Source organism: Streptomyces sp. KL109B (assembly GCF_030766935.1).
Lineage (GTDB): Bacteria > Actinomycetota > Actinomycetes > Streptomycetales > Streptomycetaceae > Streptomyces.
On record NZ_JASERL010000010.1, the window covers coordinates 145,558 to 171,924 of the forward strand.

The following is a 26,367-nucleotide window of genomic DNA, read 5'->3' on the forward strand; positions in this document are numbered from 1 at the left end:
GCTCACTCCCCACCGGCGACCGGGACGGCCTGCGCGAAGCCGCCGTCCACCATCAGATTCGCCACCGTCTCCAACTCCGGCGGATTACCGGCGAGTCGGGACAGAAAGTCGTCGAAGTCCCCGCCGCACGGCAGCAACAGCCGCTCCACCCGCTCGGCCACCGGAAGATCCGCCGTGTCGCCGCTGTCCCGCGCGTCGTCGTACGCGCAGAACCACACCGAACCGGCCCCGCCGCCCCGCACCTTCACCGCGAGCAACCCGCCCTGCACGAACGCGACCCCCAGGTAGTCCTTCGTCAGGTGGTCGCGCAGACACTTGTTGACGTAGACGAGGTCGTTGACCGCCGCCTCGTCGCGCACCGTGAAGAACGGCTGGTCGACCAACAGCCCCAACTCGGCGTCCAGGCCCGTCCCGACGGGAGCGCAGCCGCCGCCCGCCTTCAGGAACGAGCGGTACGCGCCCGGCAGCCGGTACCCCAAGTCCTCTTCCACGCCCTGCACTTGGCTCTCCGACACCGCGACCCCGGACTTCGGAAGCCCGAAGTGCACGGGCCGGGTGTCCTGCAGGGAACGCGTGCCGCGCTTGTTCTGGTCGACGGACGCCGTCGCCAGACCGCCGTGGTGCCGCAGCAGCGCCTTCACCTCCACGGGGATCAACTCCAGGCGCCGCGAACCGCGCACGTGGTGCCACGTCCAGCCGTGCGGCGTCGCCACCGCCGGGACCGTGTCCCAGAGTTCGTGCCCGGACGCGGCCAGCGCCGCGTTCGCCGACACGTAGTCCGTCAGCCGTAGTTCGTCGACGCCGAAGCCCTGCGGCGGCTCCGCGATCTCCGCGGCCGCACGGGCGTACGACGAGAAGTCCGGGAAACCTTCACCATCCACGCGCACTCCGCGCGGGTGGCGGGCGGCACGAACCGGGTCCGGGAAGTGCACGACCTGCCCGGCATAGGCCGCGTTCGGCGGCGCGGCCTGCTGCCCGAGCCGACCTGTCGTCATGACGGTTGCCCCCTGCGGCGCTGTTGACGGTTGCGGATCTGTTCCGGACCCGCTTCCGGGCCTGCTTTCGGATCTGCTCCCGATCCGTACGAATCAAACGACAGCCTATGCGGTTGTACGACACCGGTCACCGGCCCTCCGGTTCCATGACCAGCAGTCACCCGAGCATCACCACCCCGTGACGATCGGGCGTGTCGGCGGGGTCCGGCTTCCGCACCCGCGATGCCGTTTGGCAGTCTGTGCAGGCAACCAGGGGGATTGCAGTGGGGAACTGCAGGAGGGGAAACAACAGATGCGCAGCGGTACCGCAGAGGACACGGCACCCGCGGACGAACGCTCGGACGAGCGGACCGGCGAACCGACCGGTGAACGGACCGGCGGGCGGGCGGGCGACGACCCGCGAGTGGGCTGGAGCGCCACCGACGCCGGCGCCGTGCCCACCCTTCGCGTACGCCGCGACGGCATACTCCCCACCGTCGCCGCCGCGCTCTCCGTCCGTGGCACCACCCTCACGGCGACCGCGGCCCGCGGCGAACAGGCCCCGGTCCTGCACCCGTTGGTCCAGGACTTCCTGGATACGTTGACCAGCGCGCAGCGCGACCGGTTCACCGGGCGGTGCGCCGAGGTCATCCTCGTGTCGCGGCATCTGACGGCGAGTGACACCGAGCGTACGGAGAAGTCCAAGCGGGCCCGGCGCAGGCCGATGACGATCGGCGAGGCCCGCAAGGCCCTCAAGCAGTCCAAGCTCACCACGCGGCGCATCCGCGAGGACGGGGACCCGCTGCACGGCGGCTTCGCCCGGCCCTGCCGCGCCTGCGACGCGCTGACGGCCCACTTCGGCGTGCACGTCGTGGTTCCCGAAACCGACACCACCCCGCACGACGACAACGAGGCCGCCCACTGATGCCGCACGCCCACGCCACCTCTCAGGACGCCCGATTCTCCGACCTGGTCGACGCGACGTTGCGGGTCGCCGGCTGGCAGCCGGGGCGCTGGGACATCAAGCAGGCCGAGTTCTGGGCCGACGCGTTGCGTACGCATGTCTCGCCGGCCGGGCACCGGCACACCGTGTTTCCGGCAGCCGTCGAAGCCTGGGCCGAGTTTGGCGGGCTGCACCTCACGCCGACCGGGCCCGGGCGGCACATCGCGCCCGCGCAGCCGCACCTCGACCCGCTCCACGGTCTGCACGCCGCGCGCACCCTCGGCGACCTGGGGCGCGCCCTCGACACCGAACTCGCTCCGCTGGGCGCGGAGTCCGGTACGGAAGCGCTTCTGGCGATCGACACCGAGGGCCGTGTCTACGCCCTCGACCACAGCGGTGACTGGTACCTCGGACCCGACATGGACCAGGCCCTGGACACCCTGATCACCGGCCGCCAACCCCCACGCCTTACGCCTCCGGCTTGACCGGGCCCGCCCGCTCACCGGCGCCGCCTCCCACGCCACGGGGCTCCGCCCCGGACCCCGCGCCTCAATCGCCGGCGGGGCTTGAATGTGGTCACCCGCCGCAGGGGCTTGAATTGCCCACCCGTGGGAGGGCCTACGCCGCCGTAGGCAGCACCGCCGACACCCGGAAACCGCCCGCGTCCGTCGGCCCCGACACGAACACCCCGCCGAGCCCGGCCACGCGCTCCTTCATGCCCACCAACCCGTTCCCCCCGGAGGGCAACCCCGCCGACGACGCCTCCGCGAGAACCGGGGGCGGGTCGTTCTCCACCTGCATCGCCACCTCGGAGCCCCGGTGCGCCAGCCGGACGTACGTCTTCGCGCCCGCCGCATGCTTGTGCACGTTCGTCAACGCCTCCTGGACGACCCGGTACGCCGTCTGCTCCACCGCCGCCGCGTACGCCCGCACCTCCCCCTCCACGGACACCTGGACCACCATCCCGGCCGCCCGCGACTGCTCCACCAGCTCCTCCACCTCGGACAACAGCGGCCCGCCGTCCGTCTCCGCCTCGGCCCGCGAGGCCGCCGCCGCGGCAGCCACCCCCACCGCCTCCAACGGCAACCGGTCCGCCGCCACCGCCCGGCTCGGCACCGGCTCCCCGGCCCGCAGCACCCCCAACATCTCGCGCAGCTCCGTAAGCGCCTGGCGGCCCATGTCCCCGACCAGCGCCGCGTTCCTGACCGCCTTCTCGGGGTCCTTGCGCGCGACCGCCTGCAACGCCGCCGCGTGCACCACCATCAACGACACCCGGTGCGCCACCACGTCGTGCATCTCGCGCGCGATCCGCGTCCGCTCCTCACCCCGCGCCCACTCCGCCCGCTCCTCGGCCCGCTCGGCGAGCAGCCCCAACTCCCGCTCCAGCGACTCGTTCCGCTCCTGGAGCGAGTCCATCAGACGGCGCCGCGCACCCACGTACAGGCCGAGCAGCAACGGCGGAGCCGTCACGCCCAGCGCCGTGGTGATCGCCAGGAACGGCACCACCCAGCTCGCCACCTGGAACGTCTCCGCGTGCGCCGCCGAGTCCTGCTGCACCCGCACCACGGACACGATCAGCGTCCCCGCGAAGGACATCCCGGCGAGCGCCCCGATGATCCGCCGCGGCATCTCGGACGCCGCGAGCGAGTACAGCCCGACGACCGTCAGGAGCACGCCCATCTGCGCCGGCGTCACCGCCACCGAGACCAGCACCACCGCGATCGGCCAGCGCCGCCGCAGCACGAGCGTCGCGCCCGTCAGCACCCCGAAGGCGATCCCCACCCACACCGGCAACCCGGCCTTGTGCGCGAACGGAACCCCCTCCACCGCGCACTCCACGGCCGACGCCGCCGCAAGCCCCACATCCAGCGCGACGGCCCTGCGCCGCGCCCACCACCACGGCCCCCCGGCCGCGGCTCGGTGAACTTCCCCCGCTGTGGTCATGCCCCCAGCCTACGGGCGCCGGGTGCCCGTTTTCCGGTGAGTTTCGACGCCCGACAACCTGTGGACAACCGCCGGGTTGTGGACAACTCGCCCACACATACCGGCGAACCATCCCCGAACACCCACGCACCACCCCGGACCCACCGGAACCTGCATGTATGACGCACACCACAGGCAAGTACGCCGACTTCGAGGCCTTGCGGGAGCAGGTGGTGGCGCTACGGCGCCAAGGGCTCAGCCTCCGACAAATCCGCAATGCAACCGGAGTCCGCAACAACGACGTCCTCAATCAACTCCTCCAGGGAGAGCCCCCGCCGGATTGGACGAAGCGCCCGAACGCCAAGGACGAGCTACGGGAGCGCGCTCGAGAGTTGCGCCGCCAGGGCTGGACGTACAACCAGATTCAGGCCGAGCTGGGCTGCTCCAAGAGCTCGGTGTCGCTGTGGGTCCGGGATCTCCCACGGCCAGAACCCAAGTGCACGCCAGAGGAGCAGCAGGCACGCATGAACGCGGGTCTCGCCAAACTACGCGCAGACCAGGATCGCGAACGCCAAGCGACCAAACGCACTGCCGCAGCAGACATCGGCGATCTATCGGAACGCGAACTGCTGATCGCAGGCGTGACGCTCTACTGGGCAGAGGGCTCCAAGGACAAGCCCTACCGACGCACCGAGGTCATCCAGTTCATCAACAGCGACCCCAACGTGATCAAGCTCTTCATGCGCTGGCTAGAGCTGATGGGTGTGACGCGCGACCGCCTGACACTCCGCGTCAGCATCCACAAGAGCGCCGACGTAAAGGCCGCCGAGAGTTTCTGGGCCGACATCGTGGACGTTGAGGTGGACGCCTTCAGTAAGGCGACGCTCAAGAAGCACAATCCGCGAACCGTCCGCAAGAACACCGGCAACGACTATCGGGGCTGCCTCATGATCTATGTACGGCAAAGCGCTGACCTATACCGTCGCATGGAAGGCGCCTGGTACGGCATAGTAGGGGCTGCATCCGCGAATGATCCGGGAAACCGGACATAGCGGTAATCCCGGGTCGTCTAAGGGCAAGACAGCGGTTTTTGGTGCCGCCTATAGGGGTTCGAATCCTCTCCCGGGAGCCTTGCTCGGTTCGGGGCCTGACCCATCAGTCAGGCCCCGCCCCCATGCCCGCCCCAATACGCCCCGGTATCCTGCGGATGTCCACCCCAATACGCATCCGAAGCCGAAGGGCCCCCCGTGAGCAGCGCCAACACCCCGGCCGCCGTCGTCGTACTCGCAGCGGGTGAGGGCACCCGTATGAAGTCGGCGACGCCGAAAGTCCTCCACGAACTCTGCGGCCGCTCGCTCGTCGGCCATGTACTCGCGGCCTCCCGCGAGTTGGAGCCGCAACGGCTCGTCGTGGTCGTCGGCCACGAGCGCGAGAAGGTCGCCGCGCATGTGAACGCGGTCGACACCGAGGCCAGCACCGCCGTGCAGGCCGAGCAGAACGGCACGGGTCACGCCGTGCGGATGGGTCTGGAAAGCCTGGACGAGGCCGTCGACGGCACCGTCGTCGTGGTCTGCGGCGACACCCCGCTGCTCACCGGCGAGACGCTGCGCGAGCTGTCCGCCACCCACAGTGCCGACGGCAACGCCGTGACCGTGCTGACGGCCGAGGTCCCGGACGCCACCGGCTACGGCCGCATCGTCCGTGACAACGTCTCCGGCGCGGTCACCGCGATCGTCGAGCACAAGGACGCCACCGAGGCGCAGCGCGCGATCAACGAGATCAACTCGGGGGTCTTCGCGTTCGACGGGCGGCTGCTCGTGGACGCGCTGAAGAAGGTGCGGACCGACAACAGCCAGGGCGAGGAGTACCTCACCGACGTGCTCGGGATTCTGCGTGAGGCCGGGCATCGCGTCGGCGCCTCCGTGGCCGCCGACCACCGTGAGATCGCCGGCATCAACAACCGTGTGCAGCTGGCCGAGGCGCGGCGCACGCTCAACGACCGGTTGCTTGAGCGGGCGATGCTCGACGGCGTCACTGTCGTCGATCCGGCGAGCACCTTCGTCGATGCCACCGTGACCTTCGAGCGTGACGCCACGGTGCTGCCGGGCACGCAGTTGCACGGCAGCACGCATCTCGCCGAGGGCTCCGTCGTCGGCCCCAACTCCCGTCTCACGGACACCCGCGTGGGCTCCGGCGCCAAGGTCGACAACACGGTGGCGTACAGCTCCGAGATCGGTCCGGAGGCGTCGGTCGGGCCCTTCGCCTACCTCCGTCCCGGCACCCGGCTCGGCGTGAAGTCGAAGATCGGGACGTTCGTCGAGGCGAAGAACTCGTCGATCGGTGAGGGCACGAAGGTGCCGCACCTGTCGTACGTGGGTGACGCGACGATCGGCGACCACACCAACATCGGTGCGGCGAGCGTCTTCGTGAACTACGACGGGGAGAGCAAGCACCACACGACCGTCGGGTCCCACTGCAAGACCGGTTCGGACAACATGTTTGTGGCGCCTGTCACTGTCGGGGACGGTGCGTACACCGCTGCCGGGTCCGTGATCACGAAGGATGTGCCGGCGGGTTCGCTGGCCGTGGCGCGGGGCCAGCAAAGGAATATCGAGGGTTGGGTGGCTCGAAAGCGTCCGGGGAGCGCGGCGGCGAAGGCGGCCGAGGCGGCTTCCCGGAATCCGGAAAGCGGCAGCTGACCGGAAACAGGTGCGTCCGACACGGCGTACCGTGATAGGTGCACACGATTCGCCTGGCTCGCTGCTAATGGGACGCGCGGGCAGCTGCGGCGGACGAACTCGTCTGAGGAGACTAGTGCTGTGACCGGGATCAAGACGACCGGCGAGAAGAAGTTGATGCTCTTCTCCGGCCGCGCCCACCCCGAGCTTGCCGAGGAGGTCGCGCACCAGCTCGGTGTCGGGATCGTCCCGACCAAGGCTTTCGACTTCGCCAACGGCGAGATCTACGTCCGCTACCAGGAGTCCGCTCGCGGCGCCGACTGCTTCCTGATCCAGAGCCACACGGCTCCGATCAATAAGTGGATCATGGAACAGCTCATCATGATCGATGCGCTGAAGCGGGCCTCGGCCCGTTCCATCACCGTCATCGTGCCCTTCTACGGTTACGCGCGGCAGGACAAGAAGCACCGCGGACGTGAACCCATCTCGGCGCGCCTGGTGGCCGACCTGATGAAGACCGCCGGTGCGGACCGCATCCTCACCGTCGATCTGCACACGGACCAGATCCAGGGCTTCTTCGACGGGCCGGTGGACCACCTGTTCGCGCTGCCGATCCTGGCGGACTACGTGGGCGCGAAGGTGGACCGCAGCAAGCTGACGGTCGTCTCCCCCGACGCCGGTCGTGTCCGGGTCGCCGACCGCTGGTGCGACCGGCTGGGCGCGCCTCTCGCGATCGTGCACAAGCGCCGTGACAAGGACGTCGCCAACCAGGTCACCGTGCACGAGGTCGTCGGTGACGTGAAGGGCCGCGTCTGCGTTCTCGTCGACGACATGATCGACACGGGTGGCACGATCTGCGCCGCCGCCGACGCCCTGTTCGCGCACGGTGCGGAGGACGTCATCGTGACGGCGACGCACGGTGTGCTGTCGGGTCCGGCCGCGGACCGTCTGAAGAACTCGAAGGTGAGCGAGTTCGTGTTCACGGACACGCTGCCGACGCCGGGCGAGCTGGAGCTCGACAAGATCACGGTCCTGTCGATCGCCCCGACCATCGCCTCCGCGGTGCGCGAGGTCTTCGAGGACGGCTCCGTGACCAGCCTCTTCGAGGGCGAAGCGTAAAGATCCATTTGGGTGCGGCCTCCCGCGCCGGGTAAACTGCTGAAGTTGCTCGGCGAGGGAGGCCGCACTTCTGTTCTCGGAAGTCGTGGCTGTCCGTTATCGACGCGCTCTTCGTAGCAGGCCGTTCGTGGCCGGGTGACCCATCCCCCTGAGATCTACGAGGAGTTGAGAGCAATGGCAGAGATCAAGCTCGCCGCCGAGACCCGCACCGAGTTCGGCAAGGGTGCCGCCCGCCGTCTGCGTCGCGTCGAGAAGGTTCCCGGTGTCGTCTACGGCCACGGCAACGACCCGCTGCACATCACGCTTCAGGCCCACGCCCTGATGCTGGCGCTGCGTACGCCGAACGCCCTGATCCGTCTGGACGTCGACGGTGGCAAGTCCTCCGAGCTGGTCATCCCGAAGGCCGTCCAGCGCGGCCCGCTGCTCGGCTTCCTGGAGCACGTCGACTTCCTGCAGGTCAAGCGCGGCGAGAAGGTCACCGTCGAGCTCCCGATCCACACCGAGGGCGAGCTGGCCCCGGGCGGCAACCTGCTCGAGCACGTGCTGAACACGCTCACGGTCGAGTGCGAGGCCACGCACATCCCCGAGTCGGTCACCGTCTCCGTCGAGGGCCTCGACGCCGGCGACTCGGTCCACGCCAAGGACATCAAGCTGCCCGAGGGCTCCACCCTCGCCGTCGACGAGGACGCCACCGTCCTTCAGGTCCTGGCCGCGCAGGCCGAGGAGGCCCCGGCCGAGGACGAGGCCGCCGAGGAGTCCGCGGAGGCCTGAGCCTTCGAGGCCCTCTGACAGGTCTTGCCTGGTGTACGGGGTGGTGGGCGCGGCCCGCCACCCCGTACGGCTATATCGACGTACACCGAAGGAATGCGCATGTCCGACGAGAACGCTCCCTGGCTGATCGCCGGGCTCGGCAACCCTGGTCCCGAGTACGCGATGAACCGGCACAACGTCGGCTTCATGGTGGCCGATCTGCTGGCCCAGCGGATGGGCGCCAAGTTCAAGCGGGCGACGAAGGGCAAGGCGCAGGTCGTCGAGGGGCGGATCGGTCCGCCGGGGCCGTTGAACCGCCGGGTGATCCTCGCGAAGCCGATGTCGTTCATGAACGTCTCGGGTGGTCCCGTGACGGCGCTGTGCGACTTCTACAAGGTGCCGACGGAGCATGTCGTGGCGATCCACGACGAGTTGGACATCGACTACGGCGTGCTGCGGCTGAAGCTGGGCGGCGGCGACAACGGGCACAACGGCCTGAAGTCGATCACGAAGGCGCAGGGCAGCGACTACCACCGGGTGCGGTTCGGGATCGGTCGTCCGCCGGGCCGGATGCAGGTCGCGGACTTCGTGCTGAAGGACTTCTCGTCGAGCGAGCGCAAGGAGCTCGACTACTTCGTGGACCGGGCGGCCGACGCGACGGAGGCGCTGGTCATCGAGGGCCTTGAGCGGGCGCAGTCGACGTACAACTCCTGAGCAACCCCTGTTCCCGACCTGCGGCTCTTGACCGTACGCAGGGTCATGGCCAAAGATCCCGGCCATGGTTTCGGTCACCCGGAGGATCGCGACGGGCGCGGTCGTCCTGCTGCTGCTCGTCGCCGGGTTCTGGGCGTCCTGGGACTCGGCGCAGCACGTGCTGTTCCCGCGCGGCCGGGAGCGCGGCACGCTCACGGTGACCGGGTGCACGGACGCGGTGTGCGCGGGCCCCTTCGCGCCCGCTTCGCCAACCGCCGTGCGGCACGCGCGCGTTGTGATCGAGCGGTCCGTCGGGGTGAAGAAGGGCGCCGAGGTCCCGGTGGTTCTCAGGCCCAGCACGCGGGAGGCGGTGCGGGCCGGGGCTGGCGGGTTCTTCCACGCGTGGATCCCGTTCGGCGGGGCGTTGTTGCTCGGGGCGCCGTTGATCGCGGCGGGTGTGCGGCACCGGCGGCTCGCGTGGATCTCGGCGGGTGCGGGCGGGCTCGTGCTGACGGCGGCGTTTGTTGCGGTTGGGTTCTGAAGTGACGGTCGTGTCTTGACAGGGGCTCATGCCCGCTGGAATCTGAAACGCCTCAACTCGTAGGCCCCCCACAGGTTTTCCTGTCACATTCCACTCATTGAAGTCGGATTGCCCATGCGCACCCTGATTCCCGCGAGCGCGATAGCCGTGGCCGCCTCCGCGACCCTGCTGCTCGCTCCTTCCGCGTCCGCCACCGGCGGCCCGCACGGCTCTCCTCACGGCGACAACGGCACCGTGAAGATCCACGACGCCAAGACCGGCGAGGAGCTCCGCAAGAACGAGCCCCACGTCTGCACCTTCTACCTCGACGCGTTCGGCTTCGACAGCGTCCAGCGGGTCGACTGGCACATCGAGGCCTGGGCGCCGACCGCCGACGTCAAGGGCGAGACGGTCAAGTCCGGTTCGCTCGCGCTCGGTTCGGACGGTCACGGCCGCACCAACGACCTGTCGCTGCCCGACGGCCACTACAAGCTGTTCTGGAACTTCGACGGCGAGAAGGGCAAGGCCAAGCACAAGGTCTTCTGGACGGACTGCGCGCCGGGCTCGGACGAGCAGCCGCCCGGTAAGCCGGATCAGCCGGGCAAGCCGGAGCAGCCCGGTAAGCCCGAGCAGCCCGGTAAGCCGGAGAACCCCGGTAAGCCGGAGCAGCCCGGTAAGCCGACGACGCCCGCCCCGACGGCCACCGCCACGTCCCCGGCCGCCGTCGCGCCGGCCTCGTCCCCGTCGGCCAAGCCGTCCTCGCAGACCGCGGGCGACCTGGCCGAGACCGGCAGCAGCGCCCCCGTCGGGCTGCTGTCCACGGCCGCCGCGGTGCTCCTCGCGGCCGGTGGCGCGCTGGTCCTGTGGCGCCGCAGGATCGCGGGCAAGTAGGCCACACACGCACTGAGGGGCGCCTCCCGGCGGGGAGGCGCCCCTCAGTCACGTACGGCAACTGTCAACTGTCGCCGGATCAGCCGGTGTTGCGCAGGCCCGCCGCCACACCGTTCACGGTGAGCAGCAGGGCGCGGGCGAGCGTCGGGTCCGGGGTCTCGTCGGCGGCCGCCGCGTCGCGCTGCCGCTTGAGCAGGGCGACCTGGAGGTACGAGATCGGGTCGAGGTAGGCGTCGCGGATCGCGAACGTCTGCTTCAACACGGGCTGCGTGTCGAGGAGTTCCTTGCCGCCGGTGATGCGGAGGACCTCGGCGACGGTCAGCTCGTGCTCGGCGACGATCTCGTCGAAGACGTGCTTGAGGTTCTCCGGCACGAGCGTGTCGACGTAGTGCTTGGCGATCCGCAGGTCGGTCTTGGCGAGCGTCATCTCGACGTTGGAGATGAAGTTGCCGAAGAAGTGCCAGCGCTCGTACATCTCGTCGAGCACGGTGTCGAGGCCGGCCTCGCGCAGCGCCTTGAGGCCGGAGCCGACGCCGAACCAGCCGGGCACGATCTGCCGTGACTGCGTCCAGCCGAACACCCACGGGATGGCGCGCAGCCCGTCGAGCGAGACGCCCGAGCCGGGGCGGCGGGAGGGCCGGGAGCCGAGGTGCAGGTCGGCGAGCTGGTCGACGGGCGTCGAGGCGAGGAAGTAGTTCGGCAGGTCCGGGTCCTCGACGAGCTTCCGGTACGCGGTGTGGGCGGCGTCGGAGACGACGTCCATCGCGGCGTCCCAGCGGGCGAGGGCCTCGTCGGACTGGCGCGGCGCCGTGTGCAGGGCGGAGGCCTGCAGCGTGGCCGCGACGGTCAGTTCCAGGTTCTCGCGGGCCAGGGACGGCACCAGGTACTTGTCGGAGATGACCTCGCCCTGCTCGGTCACCTTGATCTCGCCCTCCAGGGTTCCCCAGGGCTGGGCGAGGATCGCGTCGTGCGAGGGGCCGCCGCCGCGGCCGACGGTGCCGCCGCGGCCGTGGAAGAGGCGCAGGCGCACGCCGTAGCGGTGCGCGACGTCGCGCAGGCGCCGCTGGGCGCGGTGGATCTCCCACTGGGAGGTGGTGATGCCGCCGAACTTGGAGGAGTCCGAGTAGCCGAGCATGACCTCCTGGACGTCGCCGTTGAGCGCGACGAGGCGCCGGTACGACGGGTCGGAGAGCATGTCCTCCAGGATCGTGTCGGCGGCCTTCAGCTCGTCCGTGGTCTCCAGGAGCGGCACGATGCCGATCTTCGCCCAGCCGGCGTGCAGGTCGATGAGGCCCGCCTCGCGCGCGAGGACCGTCGCCGCGAACACGTCGTCGGCGCCCTGGCACATCGAGATGATGTACGACTCGATGACCTCGGGCCCGAACACGTCGAGGGCCTTGGCGATGGTGTGGAAGACGCCGAGCGTCTTCTCGCCGTCGGCGTCGAGCGGCGCCGGGGTCGGGGCCAGCGGGCGCCGCGAGCGCAGCTCCTTGGCGAGCAGCTTGCCGCGGTAGTCGCGCGGCATGTCGGCGTACCGCCAGGACTCCTCGCCGAGCCGGTCGAAGAGCTGGCCGAGCGTGTGGTGGTGCGCGTCGGCGTGCTCGCGGACGTCCATCGTGGCGAGCTGCAGGCCGAAGGCGGAGAGCGTACGGATCGTACGGTTCATGCGGCCTTCGGCGAACAGTCCGCCGCGGTGCTCGCGCAGCGAGGTCTGGATGAGCGTCAGGTCGTGCAGCAGCTCGGCGGTGCCGAGGTAGTCGCGGCCTTCCTGGTGCGGGGTGTTGTTGGCGAGCCGCGTCTTGGTGTTCTCCAGCTTCTGCCGGATCGCGGTGGCCTTGAGCCGGTAGGGCTCCTCCGCGTTGAGCCGCTTGTAGCGGGGGCTGATCTCCGGGAGGCGCTCCAGGTCGCACTGGAGGGAGGTCAGCATCTCCTCGGTGGCGCCCGTGTAGCGGATGGAGTTGGAGAGGAAGCCGCGCAGCTCGTCGATCATGTCGAGCGCGTCGTTGATGCCGTGCTCGTGCTGGAGGATCAGGACGTCCCAGGTCACGGCGGGGGTGACGTTCGGGTTGCCGTCGCGGTCGCCGCCGATCCAGGTGCCGAAGGTGAGCGGGCGGCTGTCCTCGGGCAGCGTGTAGCCGACGCGCTCCAGCTCGGCGGTGAGGTCTTCGAGTACGTCGCCGACGGCGCCGGCGTGCAGCTCGTCGAGGTAGTAGATGGCGTTGCGGGACTCGTCGGTGACCTCGGGGCGTACGACGCGCAGCTCATCCGTCTGCCACACCAGGTCGATGTTCTCGGCGAGGCGGGTGTCGTAGCGGCGGCGGTCGGTCTCCAGGACCGGGGTCTCCAGGAGCTCGGCGACGCGGCGCAGCTTGTTCAGGACGCTGCGGCGGGCGGCCTCCGTCGGGTGCGCCGTGAAGACGGGTCGTACGTTCAGGTGCTTGACCGTGTCGCGCAGGTGCTCGGGGTCGGCGTCCTTGAGCCGGTCCGCGGTGCGGGCGAGGAGTCCGCCCTCGGCGGCCCGCATGGCGCGCAGCTCGCGGCCGCGGTGCACCTGCTCGGTGACGTTGGCCAGGTGGAAGTAGGTGGAAAAGGCGCGGACCAGCTTGGCCGCGGTCTCCAGCTCGGTCCCGCCGAGCAGCTCGGCGGCGGCCTCGCCGTCCTCGCGGGTCAGGCGGCGGACCCTTTCGACCAGTTCGAGCAGTTCCGGGCCCTCCTGGCGGACCAGGGTCTCGCCCAGTAGGTCACCGAGCCGACGGATGTCGGCGCGCAGCTCGGCGCTGGTGCTCGTCGCAGCGGTCTGTTCGTCGGCACTGCTCACAGGTGCGGCTCCTTGCAATGGTGAAGCACGTGGTGAAGCACGTCGGGAGGAAGGATCCCCGGATCCGGGTAGACACCCGGGGGTGGAGATTCAGATACGGACCGCGCTGTCCGACCGATTCCAAGGATATGTGCCCGCGCCGACGGCGAGGTCGGGGCCTCTTGCCGCCAGGCTGCACGCTGACATACTTACGACGCCGTAGGTTACGGAACCGTAGGCAAGCCGTCCGCGGATCCCCGTGGATCTCCTGACCCGTCTCAGCCCGTCTCAACCCTCGACTTACAGGGGACTCCCATGGCAACCAGTACCGATGTGATCGAAGAAGCCCCCGGTGCGGCCTCAGGACCGCCCGCCGCGGCGCCCACGGCGACGCTCGGCGGGGAGCAGAAACGCTCCGTGGAGCAGATCACACTGCTCCTGTTCATCACCGTCCCGTTCCTCGCCGTGCTCGCGGCGGTGCCGCTGGCCTGGGGCTGGGGGGTGAGCTGGCTCGACCTCGCGCTCCTCGTCGTCTTCTACTTCGTCGGCTGCCACGGCATCACGATCGGCTTCCACCGGTACTTCACGCACGGCTCCTTCAAGGCGAAGCGGCCGCTGCGGATCGCGCTGGCGATCATGGGTTCGCTCGCGGTCGAGGGTCCGCTCGTGCGCTGGGTCGCCGACCACCGCAAGCACCACAAGTTCTCCGACGCCGAAGGCGACCCGCACTCTCCGTGGCGGTACGGGGAGACGGTGCCGGCCCTGCTCAAGGGGCTGTGGTGGGCGCACATGGCGTGGATGTTCGACGAGGAGCAGACCTCGCAGGAGAAGTTCGCGCCCGACCTGATCAAGGACCCGGCGATCCGCGCGATCTCCCGCCAGTTCGTCCTGTGGACGACGGTCTCGCTGCTGCTGCCCGCGCTGATCGGCGGCCTGGTGACGATGTCGTGGTGGGGCGCGTTCACGGCGTTCTTCTGGGGCTCGCTCGTGCGGGTGGCGCTGCTGCACCATGTGACGTGGTCGATCAACTCGATCTGTCACGCCGTCGGCAAGCGCCCCTTCAAGTCCCGCGACAAGTCCGGCAACGTGTGGTGGCTGGCCGTGCTGTCCTGCGGCGAGTCCTGGCACAACCTGCACCACGCGGACCCGACGTCGGCGCGGCACGGTGTGGAGCGCGGCCAGATCGACTCCTCGGCCCGCCTGATCCGCTGGTTCGAGCGGTTGGGCTGGGCGCACGATGTGCGCTGGCCGTCGAAGGACCGCATCGCCTCGCGGCGCAAGGAGCAGGTGGCCGACGCGGCCTGAGGCCCACACGGCATGATGGACGACGTGGCGACCGACTCAAATACCCCGAGCAGTGACAGGCCCGACAAGCAGCCCCGGCGCGCGCGCAGAACGCGGATGACGGGGGCGGAGCGGCGTCAGCAGCTGTTGGAGATCGGTCGCGTCGTGTTCGCCGCGAAGGGCTTCGAGGCCACGTCGGTGGAGGAGATCGCGGCGAAGGCCGGGGTCTCCAAGCCGGTGGTGTACGAGCACTTCGGCGGCAAGGAGGGGCTGTACGCGGTGGTCGTGGACCGCGAGATGCGGCAGCTGCTCGACATGGTGACCGGTTCCCTGACGGCCGGTCACCCGCGGGAGCTGCTGGAGCAGGCGGCGTTCGCGCTCCTCGACTACATCGAGGAGTACACGGACGGCTTCCGCATCCTGGTCCGCGACTCCCCCATCCCGCAGTCCACGGGCTCGTTCGCGTCCCTCATCTCCGACATCGCGACGCAGGTCGAGGACATCCTCGGCCGCGAGTTCAAGAGCCGCGGCTTCGACCCGAAGCTGGCGCCGCTGTACGCGCAGGCGCTGGTCGGGATGGTCGCGCTGACGGGCCAGTGGTGGCTGGACGCGCGCAAGCCGAAGAAGGCGGAGGTCGCGGCGCATCTGGTGAATCTGGCGTGGCACGGGTTGGACGGCTTGGAGCCGAAGCCGCGCCTTATAGGGCACCGGAAGAATTGAGCTGCGCTCAGCCCCTCCCCGTGCCGTCTCAAGCCCTCCGGCGTTTGAGGAGCGGGGTCCGTTTTTTGAGCCCCTGCGGCGATTGAGCAGCGGGGTCCGGGGCGGAGCCCCGAGAGCCCGGCCACGGAGCCGCCTGCTCAATCGCCGCAGGGGCTTGAGGGGCCCCGGCAGGAGGTCGTCCCACTCGACCTCATGCCGAGGTCGTCGGCGTAGAAGGAGCGCAGGATCGCCTCGCTGCCCGGTGGCGCCGTGAGTTGTACGTGGTCGACCGCGATCGGCGTCATGGGCGGGTCGCCACCACGAAGATGCGGCGGAAGGGGAGGACCGTGCCGTGGGGCGTCGCCGGGTAGGCCTCGCGGAGCAGGTCCCGGTAGGCCGTGACGAAGGCGTCGCGGGCCGCCGGGTCGTCCGCGAGGGCGGTCAGGACGGGGCGCAGTCCGGTGCCCTTGACCCAGTCGAGGACCGGGTCGGGGCCGGTCAGGAGGTGGGCGTAGGTCGTCTCCCAGGCGTCGACCTCGCAGCCGAGGCCGGCGAGGCGTTCCAGGTAGGCCGTGGGTGTGCGGACCGCGTCGCCGTGGCGCAGGACGCCGGACAGGCGGTCCTTCCAGCGGGCGGATTCCGCCAACTCCCGCATCAGGACGTGGCTGGGGGCGTCGAAGTTGCCGGGCACCTGGAAGGCGAACGTGCCGCCGGAGGCCACCGCGTCGAGCCAGCGCGGGAAGGCGTCGGCGTGGCCCGGGACCCATTGCAGCGTCGCGTTCGAGACGAGCAGGTCATACGTTTCCGTGGGCGCCCAGTGGGCCGCGTCGGCGTACGCGAAGTCGAGGCGGTCGGTGGCGTGGGCGGCCGCCTTGGCCAGCATTTCCCGTGAGTTGTCGTAGCCGGTGACGCGGGCGGTGGGCCAGCGTTCGGCGAGCAGTGTCGTGACGTTGCCGGGGCCGCAGCCGAGGTCGGCGATGCGGGGCGGGTCGCCGGGGAGGGCGGGGACGCGGGCGAGCAGGTCGACGAAGGGGCGGGCGCGGTGGTCGGCGTGGCGGAGATACTGCTGGGGGTCCCACGTGGGTGCGGTGGTGGGTGCGGTGGGTGCGGGCTTCATCATGTTTCAAGGCTCCGCCGAGCCTATCTTGATGTCAAGATAGTCGACCTCAAGAGACTTCATGTCGACACACCCCCTACACTGATCGTCATGGAGGACGAGGTCGACCGTCTGGTCTCAGCGTGGCGCCGAGAGCGCCCCGACCTCGACGTGGAGCCCCTTGAGGTGCTCAGTCGGGTCAGCAGGCTCGCGCGCCATCTCGACCGGGCCCGCCGCCTGGCCTTTTCCGAGCACAACCTGGAGCCGTGGGAGTTCGACGTCCTGACGGCGCTGCGGCGTGCGGGTACGCCGTATCAGCTCTCGCCCGGGCAACTGCTCACGCAGACGTTGGTGACGTCCGGCACGATGACGAATCGTATCGACCGGCTCGCCAAGAAGGGGCTCGTCGAGCGGCTGCCCGATCCCAGTGACCGGCGGGGTGTGCTGGTGCGGCTCACGGACGAGGGGCGGGACCGGGCCGACCGGTCGCTGGCGGGGCTGCTGGAGCAGGAGCGGGCGATTCTGGCGGAGCTTTCGCGGGCGCAGAGGGGTGAACTGGCCGGGTTGTTGCGGCAGTTGACGGCGCCGTTCGACAACATTCCCGGTTGACCCTCTCAAGCCCCTGCGGCGATTGAGCAGCGGGGTCCGGGGCGGAGCCCCGCGAGCTCGGCCACGGAGCCGCCTGCTCAATCGCCGCAGGGGCTTGATTTTGCTCGACCCACCGCAGAGGACGCAAAAACTTGATGTCGCACAGCGCGACGCAAGGCGTTGACGGGGATCTCAGCTGGCCGCTTCCAGGTCCACCGGGCCCACGCCCGCCCTGCGCGCGAGCGCCACCGCCGCCAGGGTCGAGTGCACGCCCAGCTTTCCCAGGACGTTCTGCATGTGGGTGCGGACCGTGTGCGGGGACAGGAAGAGGCGTTCCGCTACTGCCTTGCGGCCGAGGCCCGCCACCATGCAGCGCAGCACCTCGCGCTCGCGCGGCGTGAGGGACTCGACGAGGCGTTCGGACTCGGTGCGGTGCTTGCGGGCCGCGGTCAACTCCCGTAGGACGCCCGTGAGGAGCGCCGGCGGCAGGTGCGTCTCTTCGCGCAGCACGCCCCGTATGACGGTCAACAGGCGCGACAGGGAACAGTCCTTGGCGACCCAGCCGGACGCCCCCGCTTGCAGCGCGAGCGCCGCGCGGCGCGGATCGTCCCGCTCGGCGAGCACCACCGTGCGCACGGCGGGCTGGGCCGAACGCACGCCCGCCACAAGGGAGATGCCGTCGACGAGGCCGTCCTGCGCGGCGCTGTCGGGTACGGCCGTCGGCGCGCGCATGCCCTGGAGCGATGCCGCGCCCAGGTCCGCGTCGATCAGAAGGACATCGAACCGGCGCCCCTCCGCGACCGCCCGGTCGAGGCAGCGCAGAGCGGCGGGGCCGCTTCCCGCGGCCGACACGTCGACGTCGGGCTCGGCGGCGAGCGCCGCGGCGAGCGACTCGGCGAAGATGCGATGGTCGTCGACTACGAGGACCCGGATACGAACCACGTGATTACCCCCTTCCCCGAGCTCCGGTACGGAGCAGGGGATACCCCAACTGTCGGGGGACGGACCAACGCAGGTACGGCGCCCGGAGTACGGATCGCCGCGGCCGCCCGGCCGCCGCCGGATGCGGAACTGCTACCCCCACTCCGGGCGTCGTACCCGGCTGTCTCGCCCCCTGATCGGCACCGGCCCCCACCGGTGCTAGCCCTCAGAGTAGAGGTGAAGGACCACAGGGGAAGTCAATTCGCAGAACTGGTTGTCGGTTGGCGGAGCGGCGACTGCCCTGCGCGTTTATGGTGATGCGCATGTTTCGCATCGAGACAGAAGTCGACAAGGAGCGTGCCCTTCGGCTCCGGTCGCTGCTGCGGGAGAACAACAGGGCGGCGTCACCGGAACTGCGCGAGCTGCGCGGCACCCCTGCCGACCAGCATGTCCCGCTCCAGGTCTGGGTGTTGGAGGAGGACGGTTCGCTGGCGGCCGGTCTCGACGCGTACACGTGGGCGTACTGGCTGCACGTGGATCTGCTGTGGGTCGCCGAGGAACATCGCGGCGCGGGTCTCGGGGCGCGGCTGCTCGCGGACGCGGAGCGCATCGCGCGCGAGGAGCGCGGGTGCGTCAGCTCGCGCGTCGAGACGTGGGACTTCCAGGCGCCGGGCTTCTACCGGCTGCAGGGGTACGACGTGGTGTCCGTGATCCCGGACTATCCGCCCGGGCTCAAGGAGTTCACCCTCACCAAGCGGCTCGGCTGACCGAGCGGTTCAGCTGACGCGGCGTGCGCCCGCGGCGGGCACCGCCGGGAAGACGCGCGGCGTCGTGTGGCCGGCCTCCGCGAAGGCGTCGGTGATCGACTTCGTGACCGTGTCGGCGTCGCCCGACTCCACCAGGACGACCGCGGAGCCGCCGAAGCCGCCGCCCGTCATCCGGGCGCCGATCGCGCCGGAGGTCATCGCCGTGCCGACGACGAGGTCCAACTCCGGGCAGGAGATGCGCAGATCGTCGCGGAGCGAGACGTGCCCCTGGACGAGGATGGGGCCGATGGCGCGTACGTCGCCGGAGTCGAGCAGTTCGATGACGCGCTCGACGCGGTGGTCGTCGGAGACGATGTGGCGGACGTAGCGGACGACCTTCTCGTCGACTCCGGCGAGCTCCAACTCCGCGATGGACGTGCCGAGTTCGGCGTACGAGACGTCGCGCAGGTGTGAGACGCCGAGGACGCGGGCGCCCTCCTCGCAGCCCGCGCGCCGCTCCGCGTACGCGCCGTCGCCCAGCTCGTGCTTGACGCGGGTGTCGACGACGAGGAGCTGGAGGCCGTGGGCCGCCAGGTCGAAGGGGACCTGGCGGATGGACAGGTCGCGGCAGTCGAGGTGCAGGGCGTGGCCCTCGGTGGCGCAGGACGAGGCCATCTGGTCCATGACGCCGCACGGCACGCCGACGAAGGCGTTCTCCGCGCGCTGGGACAGCACGGCCAACTCGGCGCCGGTGAGGCCGAGTTCGTACAGGTCGTTCATCGCGTACGCGGTGACGACCTCCAGGGCCGCCGAGGACGACAGGCCCGCGCCGGTCGGTACGGTCGAGGCGAGGTGGATGTCGGCGCCGGTGACGGCCGTGTGGCCGGCCTCGCGCAGCGCCCAGACGACGCCCGCCGGGTAGGCGGCCCAGCCGCCCTGGCCGTACTTGCTGAGCGGGGCGAGTTCGTCGACGCGCAGTTCCACGACCGGGGCGTCGATGTCGGCGGAGTGCAGGCGCAGCACGCCGTCCTCGCGCGCGGCCACCGCGGCGACCGCGGTGTGCGGCAGCGCGAGCGGCATGACGAAGCCCTCGTTGAAGTCGGTGTACTCGCCGATGAGGTTGACGCGGCCGGGGGCCGCCCAGACTCCGGCGGGCTCGTACCCGTACAGGTCCTTGAACTGCGCGTCGACGGACATCAGATGCTCTCCTACTGCTTACTGCTGCTCACGGGCCTGGGTGAACTCCCAGGCGTCGGCGACGATGCCCGCGAGGTCCGCGCGGGACGGGTTCCAGCCGAGGCGCTCGCGCGCGGTGTCGGCGGAGGCGACGAGGACGGCCGGGTCGCCGCCGCGGCGCGGGGCGACGACCTCGGGGATCGGGTGCCCGGTGACCTGGCGGACGGTCTCGATGACCTCGCGGACCGAGAAGCCGTTTCCGTTGCCGAGGTTGCAGATGAGGTGCTCGCCGGGCCGGGCGGCGTCGACGGCGAGCAGGTGCGCCTCGGCGAGGTCCGCGACGTGGATGTAGTCGCGGATGCAGGTGCCGTCGGCCGTCGGGTAGTCGTCGCCGAAGACGTTGATGGCCTCGCGGCGGCCCTGGGCGACCTGGAGGACGAGCGGGATGAGGTGCGACTCGGGGTCGTGGCGCTCGCCGCAACTGCCGTACGCGCCCGCCACGTTGAAGTACCGAAGGGATACCGCAGCCAGTCCGTGCGCGTTCGCCTCACCCGTGATCATGTGGTCGACGGCGAGCTTCGAGGCGCCGTACGGGGAGGTGGGCGCGGTCGGGTCGGACTCGGTGATCGGAGTGTTCACCGGCTCGCCGTACGTGGCGGCGGTGGACGAGAAGACCAGCTTGCGGACGTCCGCGGCGCGCATCGCGGCGAGCAGCTCCATGGTGCCGCCGACGTTGTTCGCCCAGTACTTCTCGGGCTTCACGACCGACTCGCCGACCTGGGAGAAGGCGGCGAAGTGCAGCACGGCGTCGTAGGAGGAGTCGAGCCACTTGGCGGCGTCGCGGATGTCGCCCTCGACGAAGGTGGCGCCCGCGGGCACGCCCTCGCGGAAGCCGGTGGAGAGGTTGTCGAGGACGACGACCTCGTGGCCCGCCTCGATCAGATGCTGGGCGACGACCGAACCGACATAGCCCGCACCACCCGTGACCAGGTACTTCTTAGAAACGGCGTTACCCATTACTCGCTCGCTACCTCTCGCAGTCGCTCGGCCGCGGCCTCCGGCGGCACGTCGTTGATGAACACGTTCATGCCGGACTCGGAACCCGCGAGAAACTTCAGCTTGCCGGAAGTGCGTCGGACGGTGAAAAGCTCCAGATGCAGCGCGAAGTCGTCCCGATTGACACCCTCGAACTCGTCCAGCGAGCCGAACGGGGCCTGGTGCCAGGCCGCGATGTACGGCGTCACCGGCTGGTTCTCACCGAAGATCCGGTCGAAGCGCCTCAAGAGTTCCAGATAAATCTTGGGGAACTCTGTGCGCGCGTCCTCGTCGAGCGCGAGCAGGTCAGGGACCTGACGCTTGGGGTAGAGGTGCACCTCGTACGGCCAGTGCGCGGCGTAGGGCACGAAGGCCACCCAGTGCTCGCCGTCGATGACGACGCGGCTGCCGTCCTCCCGCTCCTTCGCGACGGTGTCGGCGAAGAGGTTGGCGCCGCCGGTCTGCTCCTTGTACTGGGCCGCCGAGCGCAGCATCAGCGCCGTACGCGGGGTGGTGAAGGGGTAGCCGTAGATCTGGCCGTGCGGGTGGCCGAGGGTGACGCCGATCTCGGCGCCGCGGTTCTCGAAGCAGAAGACCTGCTCGACGGAGTCGAGGTGGGAAAGCTCCGCGGTGCGGTCGGTCCACGCGTCGAGGACGAGCCGCGCCTGCTCCTCGGTCAGGTCCGCGAAGGACTTGTCGTGGTCGGACGTGAAGCACACGACCTCGCACCGCCCCGAGTCCCCGGCGAGCGAGGGGAAGCGGTTCTCGAAGACCACGACGTCGTACGAGGAGTCGGGGACCTCGCTCAGCCGCTCGCCCTCGGACGGGCACAGCGGGCACTCGTCGGCCGGCGGGTGGTACGTCCGCCCCTGGCGGTGCGAGGCGATCGCGACACAGTCGCCGAGCAGCGGGTCGCGGCGCACCTCGGAGGTGGTCACGGTGCGGTCGAGCGGACGGCGGTCGACCGCGTCCCGGACGACGTCGTCGCGCGAGTCGTAGTAGATCAGCTCACGGCCGTCGGCGAGCCGGGTCGACGTCTTCTTCACGTCCGATGCTCCTCATCGCAACCAACTAAACAGAACCAAACACAACAAAGCATAAGCCAACAGCGTGCTACGTCAAGAGGACGCGAGCTCTCGATCACAATCCAACAAAGAACGTCAAGAAAACTGTTCACTTATTGAAGCCGGAGGCGTAGGTTCCGGACTGTTTCAGTTCGCGCAACGAAGCGAGATCTCCATGCTGTCCCCCACAACAACCCTGGCCGAGGGGCTTCGGCTGCCCACCAACGGCCTCGACTACGCGATCATGGCGATCTACTTCGTCGTGGTCCTGGGCATCGGCTTCGCCGCTCGCCGCTCCGTGAAGACCAGCCTCGACTTCTTCCTGTCAGGGCGTTCACTGCCCGCCTGGGTCACCGGTCTCGCGTTCGTCGCAGCGAACCTGGGCGCCACCGAGATCCTCGGCATGGCGGCCAACGGCGCGCAGTACGGCCTCTACACGGTGCACTGGTACTGGATCGGCGCCATCCCGGCCATGGTCTTCCTCGGCCTGGTGATGATGCCCTTCTACTACTCGTCGAAGGTGCGCTCGGTCCCCGAGTTCCTCCTCCACCGCTTCGGCCCCTCCTCCCACCTCCTCTCGTCGATCATCTTCGCCGTCTCCTCGGTGCTGATCGCGGGCGTCAACCTGTACGCGATGGCGCTGGTGCTCCAGGCGCTGCTCGGCTGGCCGCAGTGGGTGGCGATCGTGATCGCGGGCCTCTTCGTCCTCGCGTACATCACGATCGGCGGGCTCTCCTCGGCGATCTACAACGAGGTGCTTCAGTTCTTCGTGATCCTCGCGGCGCTGATCCCGCTGACGATCGTCGGCCTCAAGCGGGTCGGCGGCTGGGACGGCATATCCGATTCCCTCTCCAGCTCGCACGGGTCCTCGTTCATGACGGCCTGGCAGGGCACGGGCATCGGCGAGTCCAACCCGCTGGGCGCCAACTGGCTGACGATCGTCCTCGGCCTCGGCTTCGTGATGTCCTTCGGCTACTGGACGACGAACTTCGCCGAGGTGCAGCGCGCGCTGTCCGCGAAGAACCTCTCCGCCGCCAAGCGCACGCCGCTGATCGCCGCGTTCCCGAAGATCCTCATCCCGATGGTCGTCGTGATCCCCGGCCTGATCGCCCTCGTCATGGAGCCCTCGCTGGGCAAGTCCGCGGACGGCCTCCAGTACAACGACGCCATCCCGGTCCTCATGCGCGACCTGCTCCCGAACGGTGTCCTCGGCATCGCGGTGACCGGCCTGCTCGCCGCCTTCATGGCGGGCATGGCGGCCAACGTCTCGTCCTTCAACACGGTGTTCACGAACGACATCTGGGCCGCGTACATCAAGAAGGGCCAGAGCGACAAGCACTACCTCCAGACCGGCCGCGTGGTCACGGCCGTGGGTGTGCTGATCGGCATGGGCACGGCGTTCATCGCGGGCAGCTTCAGCAACATCATGAACTACCTGCAGACGCTGTTCTCCTTCTTCAATGTGCCGCTTTTTGTTGTATTTATCATCGGCATGTTCTGGAAGCGGACGACTCCGGCTGCCGGTTTCTGGGGCCTTCTGTCGGGCACGGTCGCCGCGATGGTGAACTACTTCTGGTTCTACAAGCAGGGCGTCATCGAGATCCCCTCCGACCAGGGCGCCAACTTCGTCTCGTCGATCGTCGCCTTCGTCGTCGGCGCGGTCGTGATGCTCGTGGTCACGATGGTCACCAAGTCCAAGCCCGCCGAGGAGCTGGCCGGTCTCGTCTACGGCACGAAGTCGCCGGGCATGGAGGAGCCGCCGGCCGAGGGTGACGACGCCTGGTACCGCAAGCCGGCCCTGCTGGGCTGGGGTGCGATCGCCCTCGCCGTCATCTGCTACATCCCGTTCTCCTTCTGAGGTCCGAGGTACCCGACATGAGCGACGACATGAACCAGCACGTCGAGGAAGTGAAGGAACTGGAGGCCAAGTCGGCGACGGCGGCCCGCCTCTTCGACGTACGACGCATCATCGGCGGCCTCTTCGTGGTGTACGGCGTGATCGTGACGATCGCCGGCTTCACGGCGTCCGACGCCGACATGAAGAAGGCGCAGGACATCAACATCAACCTCTGGACGGGGTTGGGGATGCTCGTTCTCGGCCTCTTCTTCCTGGTGTGGCTGAAGCTGCGGCCGACGGTGCCGCCGACGGCGGAGGAACTGGCGGAGGCGTCCACGCCGACCGAATAGTTCCGCCCCACCCCGGGCACCCGAACCAGGTCCGGCCCCACCGCTTGGGAGAGCGGTGGGGCCGGCCCTTTGGGTTCGGTCGGCCCGGTCGATCAGGCTGCCGCCCCCAGTTCGCACCAGACGAGCTTGCCGTGGTCGCCGCTGTCCGACAGCGGGTGCCAGCCCCAGCCGTCGGCGCAGGTCCGGACGAGGTCGAGGCCGCGGCCCGCCTCCGCGTCGGGTGGGGTGAAGAGGGGCGGGGCGGGTGGTTTCGGGTCCGCGTCCCAGACGCCGATACGGAGCACTCCGTTGGTCCAGCGGAGGCGGAGGGCGGCCGGGCCCTTGGTGTGGCGGATGGCGTTGGAGACCAGTTCCGTCGCCAAGAGTTGGGCTACGTCCGCGAGTTGGGGTGGGCCGTGGAGCGTGAGGATCAGGTGGAGGGTGTGGCGGGAGACCGTTACGGCGCGGGGGTCGTGAGGGATGTACAGGGTGTACTCCCACGGTTCGGGTGAGCGGGGTGGCGGGTGCGGCATGCGGTAACTCCGTTGGTCAGTGCGGGAGTTCGGCGCGGCGAAGGGAGTGTGGGGGCGGTGGCAATGCCGCCGTCGCCATGGCATGGCGGGGCGGTGCGCTTCCGGTGGCCCCGGATTCGCTGCGTGTGCGACGCGTCACCGACGGTAGGACTTAACTTTAGGAACATGCAAGCTGTTGTCCTAACCTGACACCCGAACGGGTCGCCGTTCCACGGATGTTGAGGCAAGGAGGGCACATGCCCCGGAGAAGGCAGGTCACCGCCCGGCGGGCCCGGCTCGGCACGGAGTTGCGCCGGCTGCGCGAGGCGGCGGGACTCACGGCCCGGGAGGCGGCGGCCCTGCTCGGAGCCGATTCGGTGCAGATGAGCCAGATCGAGTCCGGCGTCGCGGGTGTCAGCGAGGAGCGCCTGCGGCGGCTCGCCGCGAACTACGCGTGCTCCGACGGCGAGTTGATCGAAGCCCTGGTGGCGATGGCGACTTCCCGCACCCGGGGCTGGTGGGAGGAGTACCGGGGCGTACTCCCCGTCCCGTTCCTGGACCTCTCCGAACTGGACCACTACGCCACGTTCCGCCACGAGGTCGCGGTCATCCACGTCCCCGGACTCCTCCAGACCGAGGCCTACGCGAGGGCACTGTTCGCCTATATGTCGCCGGAGCTCCCCAAGAGCGAGCTGGAGCTCTGGGTGGAGCACAGGATGCGGCGCCGCAGCGTCATCGAGGCCCCCTCCCCCGCTCCGTACACGACTGTGATCCATGAGGCGGCGCTACGTATCCGGGTCGGCAGCCGCGAGGATTCCCGCGCCCAACTGCTCCGGATCCTCGAAGCCGCCGAAGCGGATCACGTCACCGTGCGGGTCGTCCCCTTCGACCTGGACTGTTTCGCCGGAGGCGGCAGCACCATGATGTACCTGGGCGGAGCGGTGCCCCGCCTCGACACCGTCGTCAGGGACGCGCCGCACGGCACCGCGCTCATGGATGCCGAAGCCCAACTCGGCCACTTCCGAACACTCTTCCGTAAAGTGGAGGACGCGTCTCTCGACGCAACCAAGTCGCGGGACTTCGTTCACCAGTTGACCAAGGAACTGTGAGGCCGGACCATGACCACGCCCGAGTGGCAGAAGTCGTCCTTCTCCGGCGGTGGTGAAGGCAACAACTGCATAGAACTCGCCCCCGCGCCCGGCAACCGCACCCGCCTCCGCGAAAGCGACACCCCGGCCGACGAACTCACCCTCGACACCGACCGGTTGACCCACCTGCTGGACGCGGTCAAGGACGGCCGCGCCCCCGAGCTCGTAGACGTCACCTTCTCCCCGGACGGGGAACTCGTGCACCTGGACGCCACCGTCACCACCACCCGCGCCAAGTGGAACGCCTTCGTGCGCGGTGTGCGGGCGGGCGAGTTCGACCAATTCGTGGGTGGGACGCCCGCCGAGCGGGAGTTGGGGCGGTCGTACAGCACCGGCAAGGGTGACGGGGCGGTGCGGTTCGAGGTGGAGGGGCTGGACGTGGAGTGTCGGGCGGACAGGACCGCCCTGTTGACCTACCGGCTCACCGTCGCGCGACCCGAACTCGCCCCAGAACGCTGGGAGTTCACCCTCCACTGGGACGACAAGTCCTTCGCCGACGTGCTCACGTCGAGCGACCCCGAACCGGAGCGGCTGCGGCAGCTCGTGCACCTGGTCCGGTCCCTGATGGACGAGTGGTGGGCCACCAAGGGGCACAACCGTCGCTCGGCGAAGATGGGGCGGCGGCTGTCGTAGGGGCGGGCTTC

General features: G+C 69.5%; 27 protein-coding genes and 1 tRNA gene. 18 read left to right on the plus strand and 10 right to left on the minus strand.

Annotated features, from left to right (window positions below; all coding sequences use genetic code 11):
• Nucleotides 1–2: 2 nt before the first annotated feature.
• Nucleotides 3–995 carry an SMI1/KNR4 family protein gene (locus RBJ65_RS29750; protein WP_306323611.1) on the minus strand — a complete coding sequence of 331 codons (993 nt, stop codon included), beginning with the start codon at nucleotides 993–995 and terminating at the stop codon, nucleotides 3–5.
• Between the two features lie 292 nt (nucleotides 996–1,287).
• Here RBJ65_RS29750 and RBJ65_RS29755 point away from each other — a divergent pair, with 292 nt between their 5' ends.
• Both RBJ65_RS29755 and RBJ65_RS29760 read left to right on the plus strand, forming a co-directional pair.
• Nucleotides 1,288–1,899, plus strand: a complete 612-nt coding sequence (locus RBJ65_RS29755; RefSeq protein ID WP_306323610.1) for a YwqJ-related putative deaminase — start codon at nucleotides 1,288–1,290, stop codon at nucleotides 1,897–1,899.
• On the plus strand, nucleotides 1,899–2,402 hold the full coding sequence (locus tag RBJ65_RS29760) for an SUKH-3 domain-containing protein (RefSeq protein WP_306323609.1): 504 nt from the start codon (nucleotides 1,899–1,901) through the stop codon (nucleotides 2,400–2,402). The genes RBJ65_RS29755 and RBJ65_RS29760 overlap by 1 nt, the downstream gene beginning before the upstream one ends.
• A gap of 133 nt (nucleotides 2,403–2,535) precedes the next feature.
• Here RBJ65_RS29760 and RBJ65_RS29765 read toward each other — a convergent pair whose 3' ends face one another.
• Complete coding sequence (locus tag RBJ65_RS29765; RefSeq protein ID WP_306323608.1) at nucleotides 2,536–3,861, minus strand: sensor histidine kinase; 1,326 nt, start codon at nucleotides 3,859–3,861, stop codon at nucleotides 2,536–2,538.
• Nucleotides 3,862–4,019: 158 nt separating this feature from the next.
• On the opposite strand from RBJ65_RS29765, the gene RBJ65_RS29770 reads away from it, so the two are divergent.
• From RBJ65_RS29770 to RBJ65_RS29805, 8 genes are all read left to right on the plus strand, one after another.
• Entirely contained in the window at nucleotides 4,020–4,892 is an 873-nt protein-coding gene (locus RBJ65_RS29770; RefSeq protein ID WP_306323607.1) for a hypothetical protein, read from the plus strand.
• Between the two features lie 6 nt (nucleotides 4,893–4,898).
• Nucleotides 4,899–4,969, plus strand: a tRNA-Gln gene (locus RBJ65_RS29775).
• A gap of 118 nt (nucleotides 4,970–5,087) precedes the next feature.
• A complete protein-coding gene (gene glmU / locus RBJ65_RS29780; RefSeq protein ID WP_372341455.1) occupies nucleotides 5,088–6,539 on the plus strand; it encodes a bifunctional UDP-N-acetylglucosamine diphosphorylase/glucosamine-1-phosphate N-acetyltransferase GlmU in 1,452 nt (483 codons plus the stop codon).
• 120 nt (nucleotides 6,540–6,659) lie between these two features.
• Nucleotides 6,660–7,637, plus strand: a complete 978-nt coding sequence (locus RBJ65_RS29785; RefSeq protein WP_306323606.1) for a ribose-phosphate diphosphokinase — start codon at nucleotides 6,660–6,662, stop codon at nucleotides 7,635–7,637.
• A gap of 174 nt (nucleotides 7,638–7,811) precedes the next feature.
• Nucleotides 7,812–8,408, plus strand: coding sequence for a 50S ribosomal protein L25/general stress protein Ctc (locus RBJ65_RS29790; protein ID WP_306323605.1), 597 nt, complete (start codon nucleotides 7,812–7,814; stop codon nucleotides 8,406–8,408).
• Between the two features lie 93 nt (nucleotides 8,409–8,501).
• Nucleotides 8,502–9,101 (plus strand): aminoacyl-tRNA hydrolase, encoded by a 600-nt coding sequence (gene pth / locus RBJ65_RS29795; RefSeq protein ID WP_306323604.1) that lies wholly within the window; start codon nucleotides 8,502–8,504, stop codon nucleotides 9,099–9,101.
• A gap of 64 nt (nucleotides 9,102–9,165) precedes the next feature.
• Nucleotides 9,166–9,621 (plus strand): hypothetical protein, encoded by a 456-nt coding sequence (locus tag RBJ65_RS29800; RefSeq protein ID WP_306323603.1) that lies wholly within the window; start codon nucleotides 9,166–9,168, stop codon nucleotides 9,619–9,621.
• 114 nt (nucleotides 9,622–9,735) lie between these two features.
• Complete coding sequence (locus tag RBJ65_RS29805) at nucleotides 9,736–10,491, plus strand: hypothetical protein (RefSeq protein WP_306323602.1); 756 nt, start codon at nucleotides 9,736–9,738, stop codon at nucleotides 10,489–10,491.
• A gap of 79 nt (nucleotides 10,492–10,570) precedes the next feature.
• On the opposite strand, the gene ppc is transcribed toward RBJ65_RS29805, so the two are convergent.
• Nucleotides 10,571–13,309 carry a phosphoenolpyruvate carboxylase gene (ppc, locus tag RBJ65_RS29810; protein WP_306323601.1) on the minus strand — a complete coding sequence of 913 codons (2,739 nt, stop codon included), beginning with the start codon at nucleotides 13,307–13,309 and terminating at the stop codon, nucleotides 10,571–10,573.
• Between the two features lie 294 nt (nucleotides 13,310–13,603).
• Between ppc and RBJ65_RS29815 the strand changes: the two genes are divergently transcribed.
• Nucleotides 13,604–14,593, plus strand: coding sequence for an acyl-CoA desaturase (locus tag RBJ65_RS29815; protein ID WP_306323600.1), 990 nt, complete (start codon nucleotides 13,604–13,606; stop codon nucleotides 14,591–14,593).
• 12 nt (nucleotides 14,594–14,605) lie between these two features.
• Complete coding sequence (locus RBJ65_RS29820; protein WP_306323599.1) at nucleotides 14,606–15,292, plus strand: TetR/AcrR family transcriptional regulator; 687 nt, start codon at nucleotides 14,606–14,608, stop codon at nucleotides 15,290–15,292.
• A gap of 137 nt (nucleotides 15,293–15,429) precedes the next feature.
• Here the strand turns inward: RBJ65_RS29820 and RBJ65_RS29825 are convergent, their stop codons facing one another.
• Complete coding sequence (locus RBJ65_RS29825) at nucleotides 15,430–15,576, minus strand: hypothetical protein (protein ID WP_306323598.1); 147 nt, start codon at nucleotides 15,574–15,576, stop codon at nucleotides 15,430–15,432.
• On the minus strand, nucleotides 15,573–16,391 hold the full coding sequence (locus RBJ65_RS29830) for a trans-aconitate 2-methyltransferase (protein ID WP_306323597.1): 819 nt from the start codon (nucleotides 16,389–16,391) through the stop codon (nucleotides 15,573–15,575). Before RBJ65_RS29830 ends, RBJ65_RS29825 begins: the two co-directional genes overlap by 4 nt.
• An 87-nt stretch (nucleotides 16,392–16,478) precedes the next feature.
• Here RBJ65_RS29830 and tamR point away from each other — a divergent pair, with 87 nt between their 5' ends.
• Nucleotides 16,479–16,976, plus strand: coding sequence for a MarR family transcriptional regulator TamR (gene tamR / locus RBJ65_RS29835; RefSeq protein ID WP_306323596.1), 498 nt, complete (start codon nucleotides 16,479–16,481; stop codon nucleotides 16,974–16,976).
• Between the two features lie 171 nt (nucleotides 16,977–17,147).
• On the opposite strand, the gene RBJ65_RS29840 is transcribed toward tamR, so the two are convergent.
• Nucleotides 17,148–17,897, minus strand: coding sequence for a response regulator transcription factor (locus RBJ65_RS29840; RefSeq protein WP_306323595.1), 750 nt, complete (start codon nucleotides 17,895–17,897; stop codon nucleotides 17,148–17,150).
• A 290-nt stretch (nucleotides 17,898–18,187) separates the two neighbouring features.
• Here RBJ65_RS29840 and RBJ65_RS29845 point away from each other — a divergent pair, with 290 nt between their 5' ends.
• Nucleotides 18,188–18,643 (plus strand): GNAT family N-acetyltransferase, encoded by a 456-nt coding sequence (locus tag RBJ65_RS29845; protein WP_306323594.1) that lies wholly within the window; start codon nucleotides 18,188–18,190, stop codon nucleotides 18,641–18,643.
• Between the two features lie 9 nt (nucleotides 18,644–18,652).
• Here RBJ65_RS29845 and galK read toward each other — a convergent pair whose 3' ends face one another.
• Genes galK through galT form a run of 3 tightly spaced genes read right to left on the minus strand, consistent with a single transcriptional unit; the run spans nucleotide 18,653 to nucleotide 21,879 of the window.
• Nucleotides 18,653–19,819 (minus strand): galactokinase, encoded by a 1,167-nt coding sequence (galK, locus tag RBJ65_RS29850; RefSeq protein ID WP_306323593.1) that lies wholly within the window; start codon nucleotides 19,817–19,819, stop codon nucleotides 18,653–18,655.
• A gap of 18 nt (nucleotides 19,820–19,837) precedes the next feature.
• Nucleotides 19,838–20,815: a UDP-glucose 4-epimerase GalE gene (galE, locus tag RBJ65_RS29855; RefSeq protein ID WP_306323592.1), complete on the minus strand. Its 978-nt coding sequence runs from the start codon at nucleotides 20,813–20,815 to the stop codon at nucleotides 19,838–19,840.
• Nucleotides 20,815–21,879, minus strand: coding sequence for a galactose-1-phosphate uridylyltransferase (gene galT, locus RBJ65_RS29860; protein WP_306323591.1), 1,065 nt, complete (start codon nucleotides 21,877–21,879; stop codon nucleotides 20,815–20,817). The genes galE and galT overlap by 1 nt, the downstream gene beginning before the upstream one ends.
• A 193-nt stretch (nucleotides 21,880–22,072) precedes the next feature.
• On the opposite strand from galT, the gene RBJ65_RS29865 reads away from it, so the two are divergent.
• On the plus strand, nucleotides 22,073–23,755 hold the full coding sequence (locus tag RBJ65_RS29865; RefSeq protein ID WP_306323590.1) for a sodium:solute symporter family protein: 1,683 nt from the start codon (nucleotides 22,073–22,075) through the stop codon (nucleotides 23,753–23,755).
• Nucleotides 23,756–23,772: 17 nt separating this feature from the next.
• Nucleotides 23,773–24,084: a hypothetical protein gene (locus RBJ65_RS29870; RefSeq protein WP_372341454.1), complete on the plus strand. Its 312-nt coding sequence runs from the start codon at nucleotides 23,773–23,775 to the stop codon at nucleotides 24,082–24,084.
• Between the two features lie 92 nt (nucleotides 24,085–24,176).
• On the opposite strand, the gene RBJ65_RS29875 is transcribed toward RBJ65_RS29870, so the two are convergent.
• Nucleotides 24,177–24,596: an ATP-binding protein gene (locus tag RBJ65_RS29875; protein ID WP_306323589.1), complete on the minus strand. Its 420-nt coding sequence runs from the start codon at nucleotides 24,594–24,596 to the stop codon at nucleotides 24,177–24,179.
• A gap of 236 nt (nucleotides 24,597–24,832) precedes the next feature.
• On the opposite strand from RBJ65_RS29875, the gene RBJ65_RS29880 reads away from it, so the two are divergent.
• Together RBJ65_RS29880 and RBJ65_RS29885 are read left to right on the plus strand one after the other, a co-directional pair.
• Entirely contained in the window at nucleotides 24,833–25,684 is an 852-nt protein-coding gene (locus tag RBJ65_RS29880) for a helix-turn-helix transcriptional regulator (RefSeq protein WP_306323588.1), read from the plus strand.
• A 9-nt stretch (nucleotides 25,685–25,693) separates the two neighbouring features.
• The gene (locus RBJ65_RS29885) at nucleotides 25,694–26,356 is read left to right on the plus strand and encodes a DUF397 domain-containing protein (RefSeq protein ID WP_306323587.1); all 663 of its coding nucleotides are present in this window, start codon (nucleotides 25,694–25,696) and stop codon (nucleotides 26,354–26,356) included.
• The last annotated feature ends 11 nt before the right edge of the window (nucleotides 26,357–26,367 follow it).

Excerpts from the sequence above, each read along its gene's own strand:
- RBJ65_RS29750 (WP_306323611.1), bottom strand. The coding sequence starts at position 995 with ATGACGACAGGTCGGCTCGGGCAGCAGGCCGCGCCGCCGAACGCGGCC.
- RBJ65_RS29755 (WP_306323610.1), top strand. The coding sequence starts at position 1,288 with ATGCGCAGCGGTACCGCAGAGGACACGGCACCCGCGGACGAACGCTCG.
- RBJ65_RS29760 (WP_306323609.1), top strand. The coding sequence starts at position 1,899 with ATGCCGCACGCCCACGCCACCTCTCAGGACGCCCGATTCTCCGACCTG.
- RBJ65_RS29765 (WP_306323608.1), bottom strand. The coding sequence starts at position 3,861 with ATGACCACAGCGGGGGAAGTTCACCGAGCCGCGGCCGGGGGGCCGTGG.
- RBJ65_RS29770 (WP_306323607.1), top strand. The coding sequence starts at position 4,020 with ATGACGCACACCACAGGCAAGTACGCCGACTTCGAGGCCTTGCGGGAG.
- RBJ65_RS29790 (WP_306323605.1), top strand. The coding sequence starts at position 7,812 with ATGGCAGAGATCAAGCTCGCCGCCGAGACCCGCACCGAGTTCGGCAAG.
- pth (WP_306323604.1), top strand. The coding sequence starts at position 8,502 with ATGCGCATGTCCGACGAGAACGCTCCCTGGCTGATCGCCGGGCTCGGC.
- RBJ65_RS29800 (WP_306323603.1), top strand. The coding sequence starts at position 9,166 with ATGGTTTCGGTCACCCGGAGGATCGCGACGGGCGCGGTCGTCCTGCTG.
- RBJ65_RS29805 (WP_306323602.1), top strand. The coding sequence starts at position 9,736 with ATGCGCACCCTGATTCCCGCGAGCGCGATAGCCGTGGCCGCCTCCGCG.
- RBJ65_RS29815 (WP_306323600.1), top strand. The coding sequence starts at position 13,604 with ATGGCAACCAGTACCGATGTGATCGAAGAAGCCCCCGGTGCGGCCTCA.
- RBJ65_RS29820 (WP_306323599.1), top strand. The coding sequence starts at position 14,606 with ATGATGGACGACGTGGCGACCGACTCAAATACCCCGAGCAGTGACAGG.
- RBJ65_RS29825 (WP_306323598.1), bottom strand. The coding sequence starts at position 15,576 with ATGACGCCGATCGCGGTCGACCACGTACAACTCACGGCGCCACCGGGC.
- RBJ65_RS29830 (WP_306323597.1), bottom strand. The coding sequence starts at position 16,391 with ATGATGAAGCCCGCACCCACCGCACCCACCACCGCACCCACGTGGGAC.
- tamR (WP_306323596.1), top strand. The coding sequence starts at position 16,479 with ATGGAGGACGAGGTCGACCGTCTGGTCTCAGCGTGGCGCCGAGAGCGC.
- RBJ65_RS29845 (WP_306323594.1), top strand. The coding sequence starts at position 18,188 with ATGGTGATGCGCATGTTTCGCATCGAGACAGAAGTCGACAAGGAGCGT.
- galK (WP_306323593.1), bottom strand. The coding sequence starts at position 19,819 with ATGTCCGTCGACGCGCAGTTCAAGGACCTGTACGGGTACGAGCCCGCC.
- galE (WP_306323592.1), bottom strand. The coding sequence starts at position 20,815 with ATGGGTAACGCCGTTTCTAAGAAGTACCTGGTCACGGGTGGTGCGGGC.
- RBJ65_RS29865 (WP_306323590.1), top strand. The coding sequence starts at position 22,073 with ATGCTGTCCCCCACAACAACCCTGGCCGAGGGGCTTCGGCTGCCCACC.
- RBJ65_RS29870 (WP_372341454.1), top strand. The coding sequence starts at position 23,773 with ATGAGCGACGACATGAACCAGCACGTCGAGGAAGTGAAGGAACTGGAG.
- RBJ65_RS29875 (WP_306323589.1), bottom strand. The coding sequence starts at position 24,596 with ATGCCGCACCCGCCACCCCGCTCACCCGAACCGTGGGAGTACACCCTG.
- RBJ65_RS29880 (WP_306323588.1), top strand. The coding sequence starts at position 24,833 with ATGCCCCGGAGAAGGCAGGTCACCGCCCGGCGGGCCCGGCTCGGCACG.
- RBJ65_RS29885 (WP_306323587.1), top strand. The coding sequence starts at position 25,694 with ATGACCACGCCCGAGTGGCAGAAGTCGTCCTTCTCCGGCGGTGGTGAA.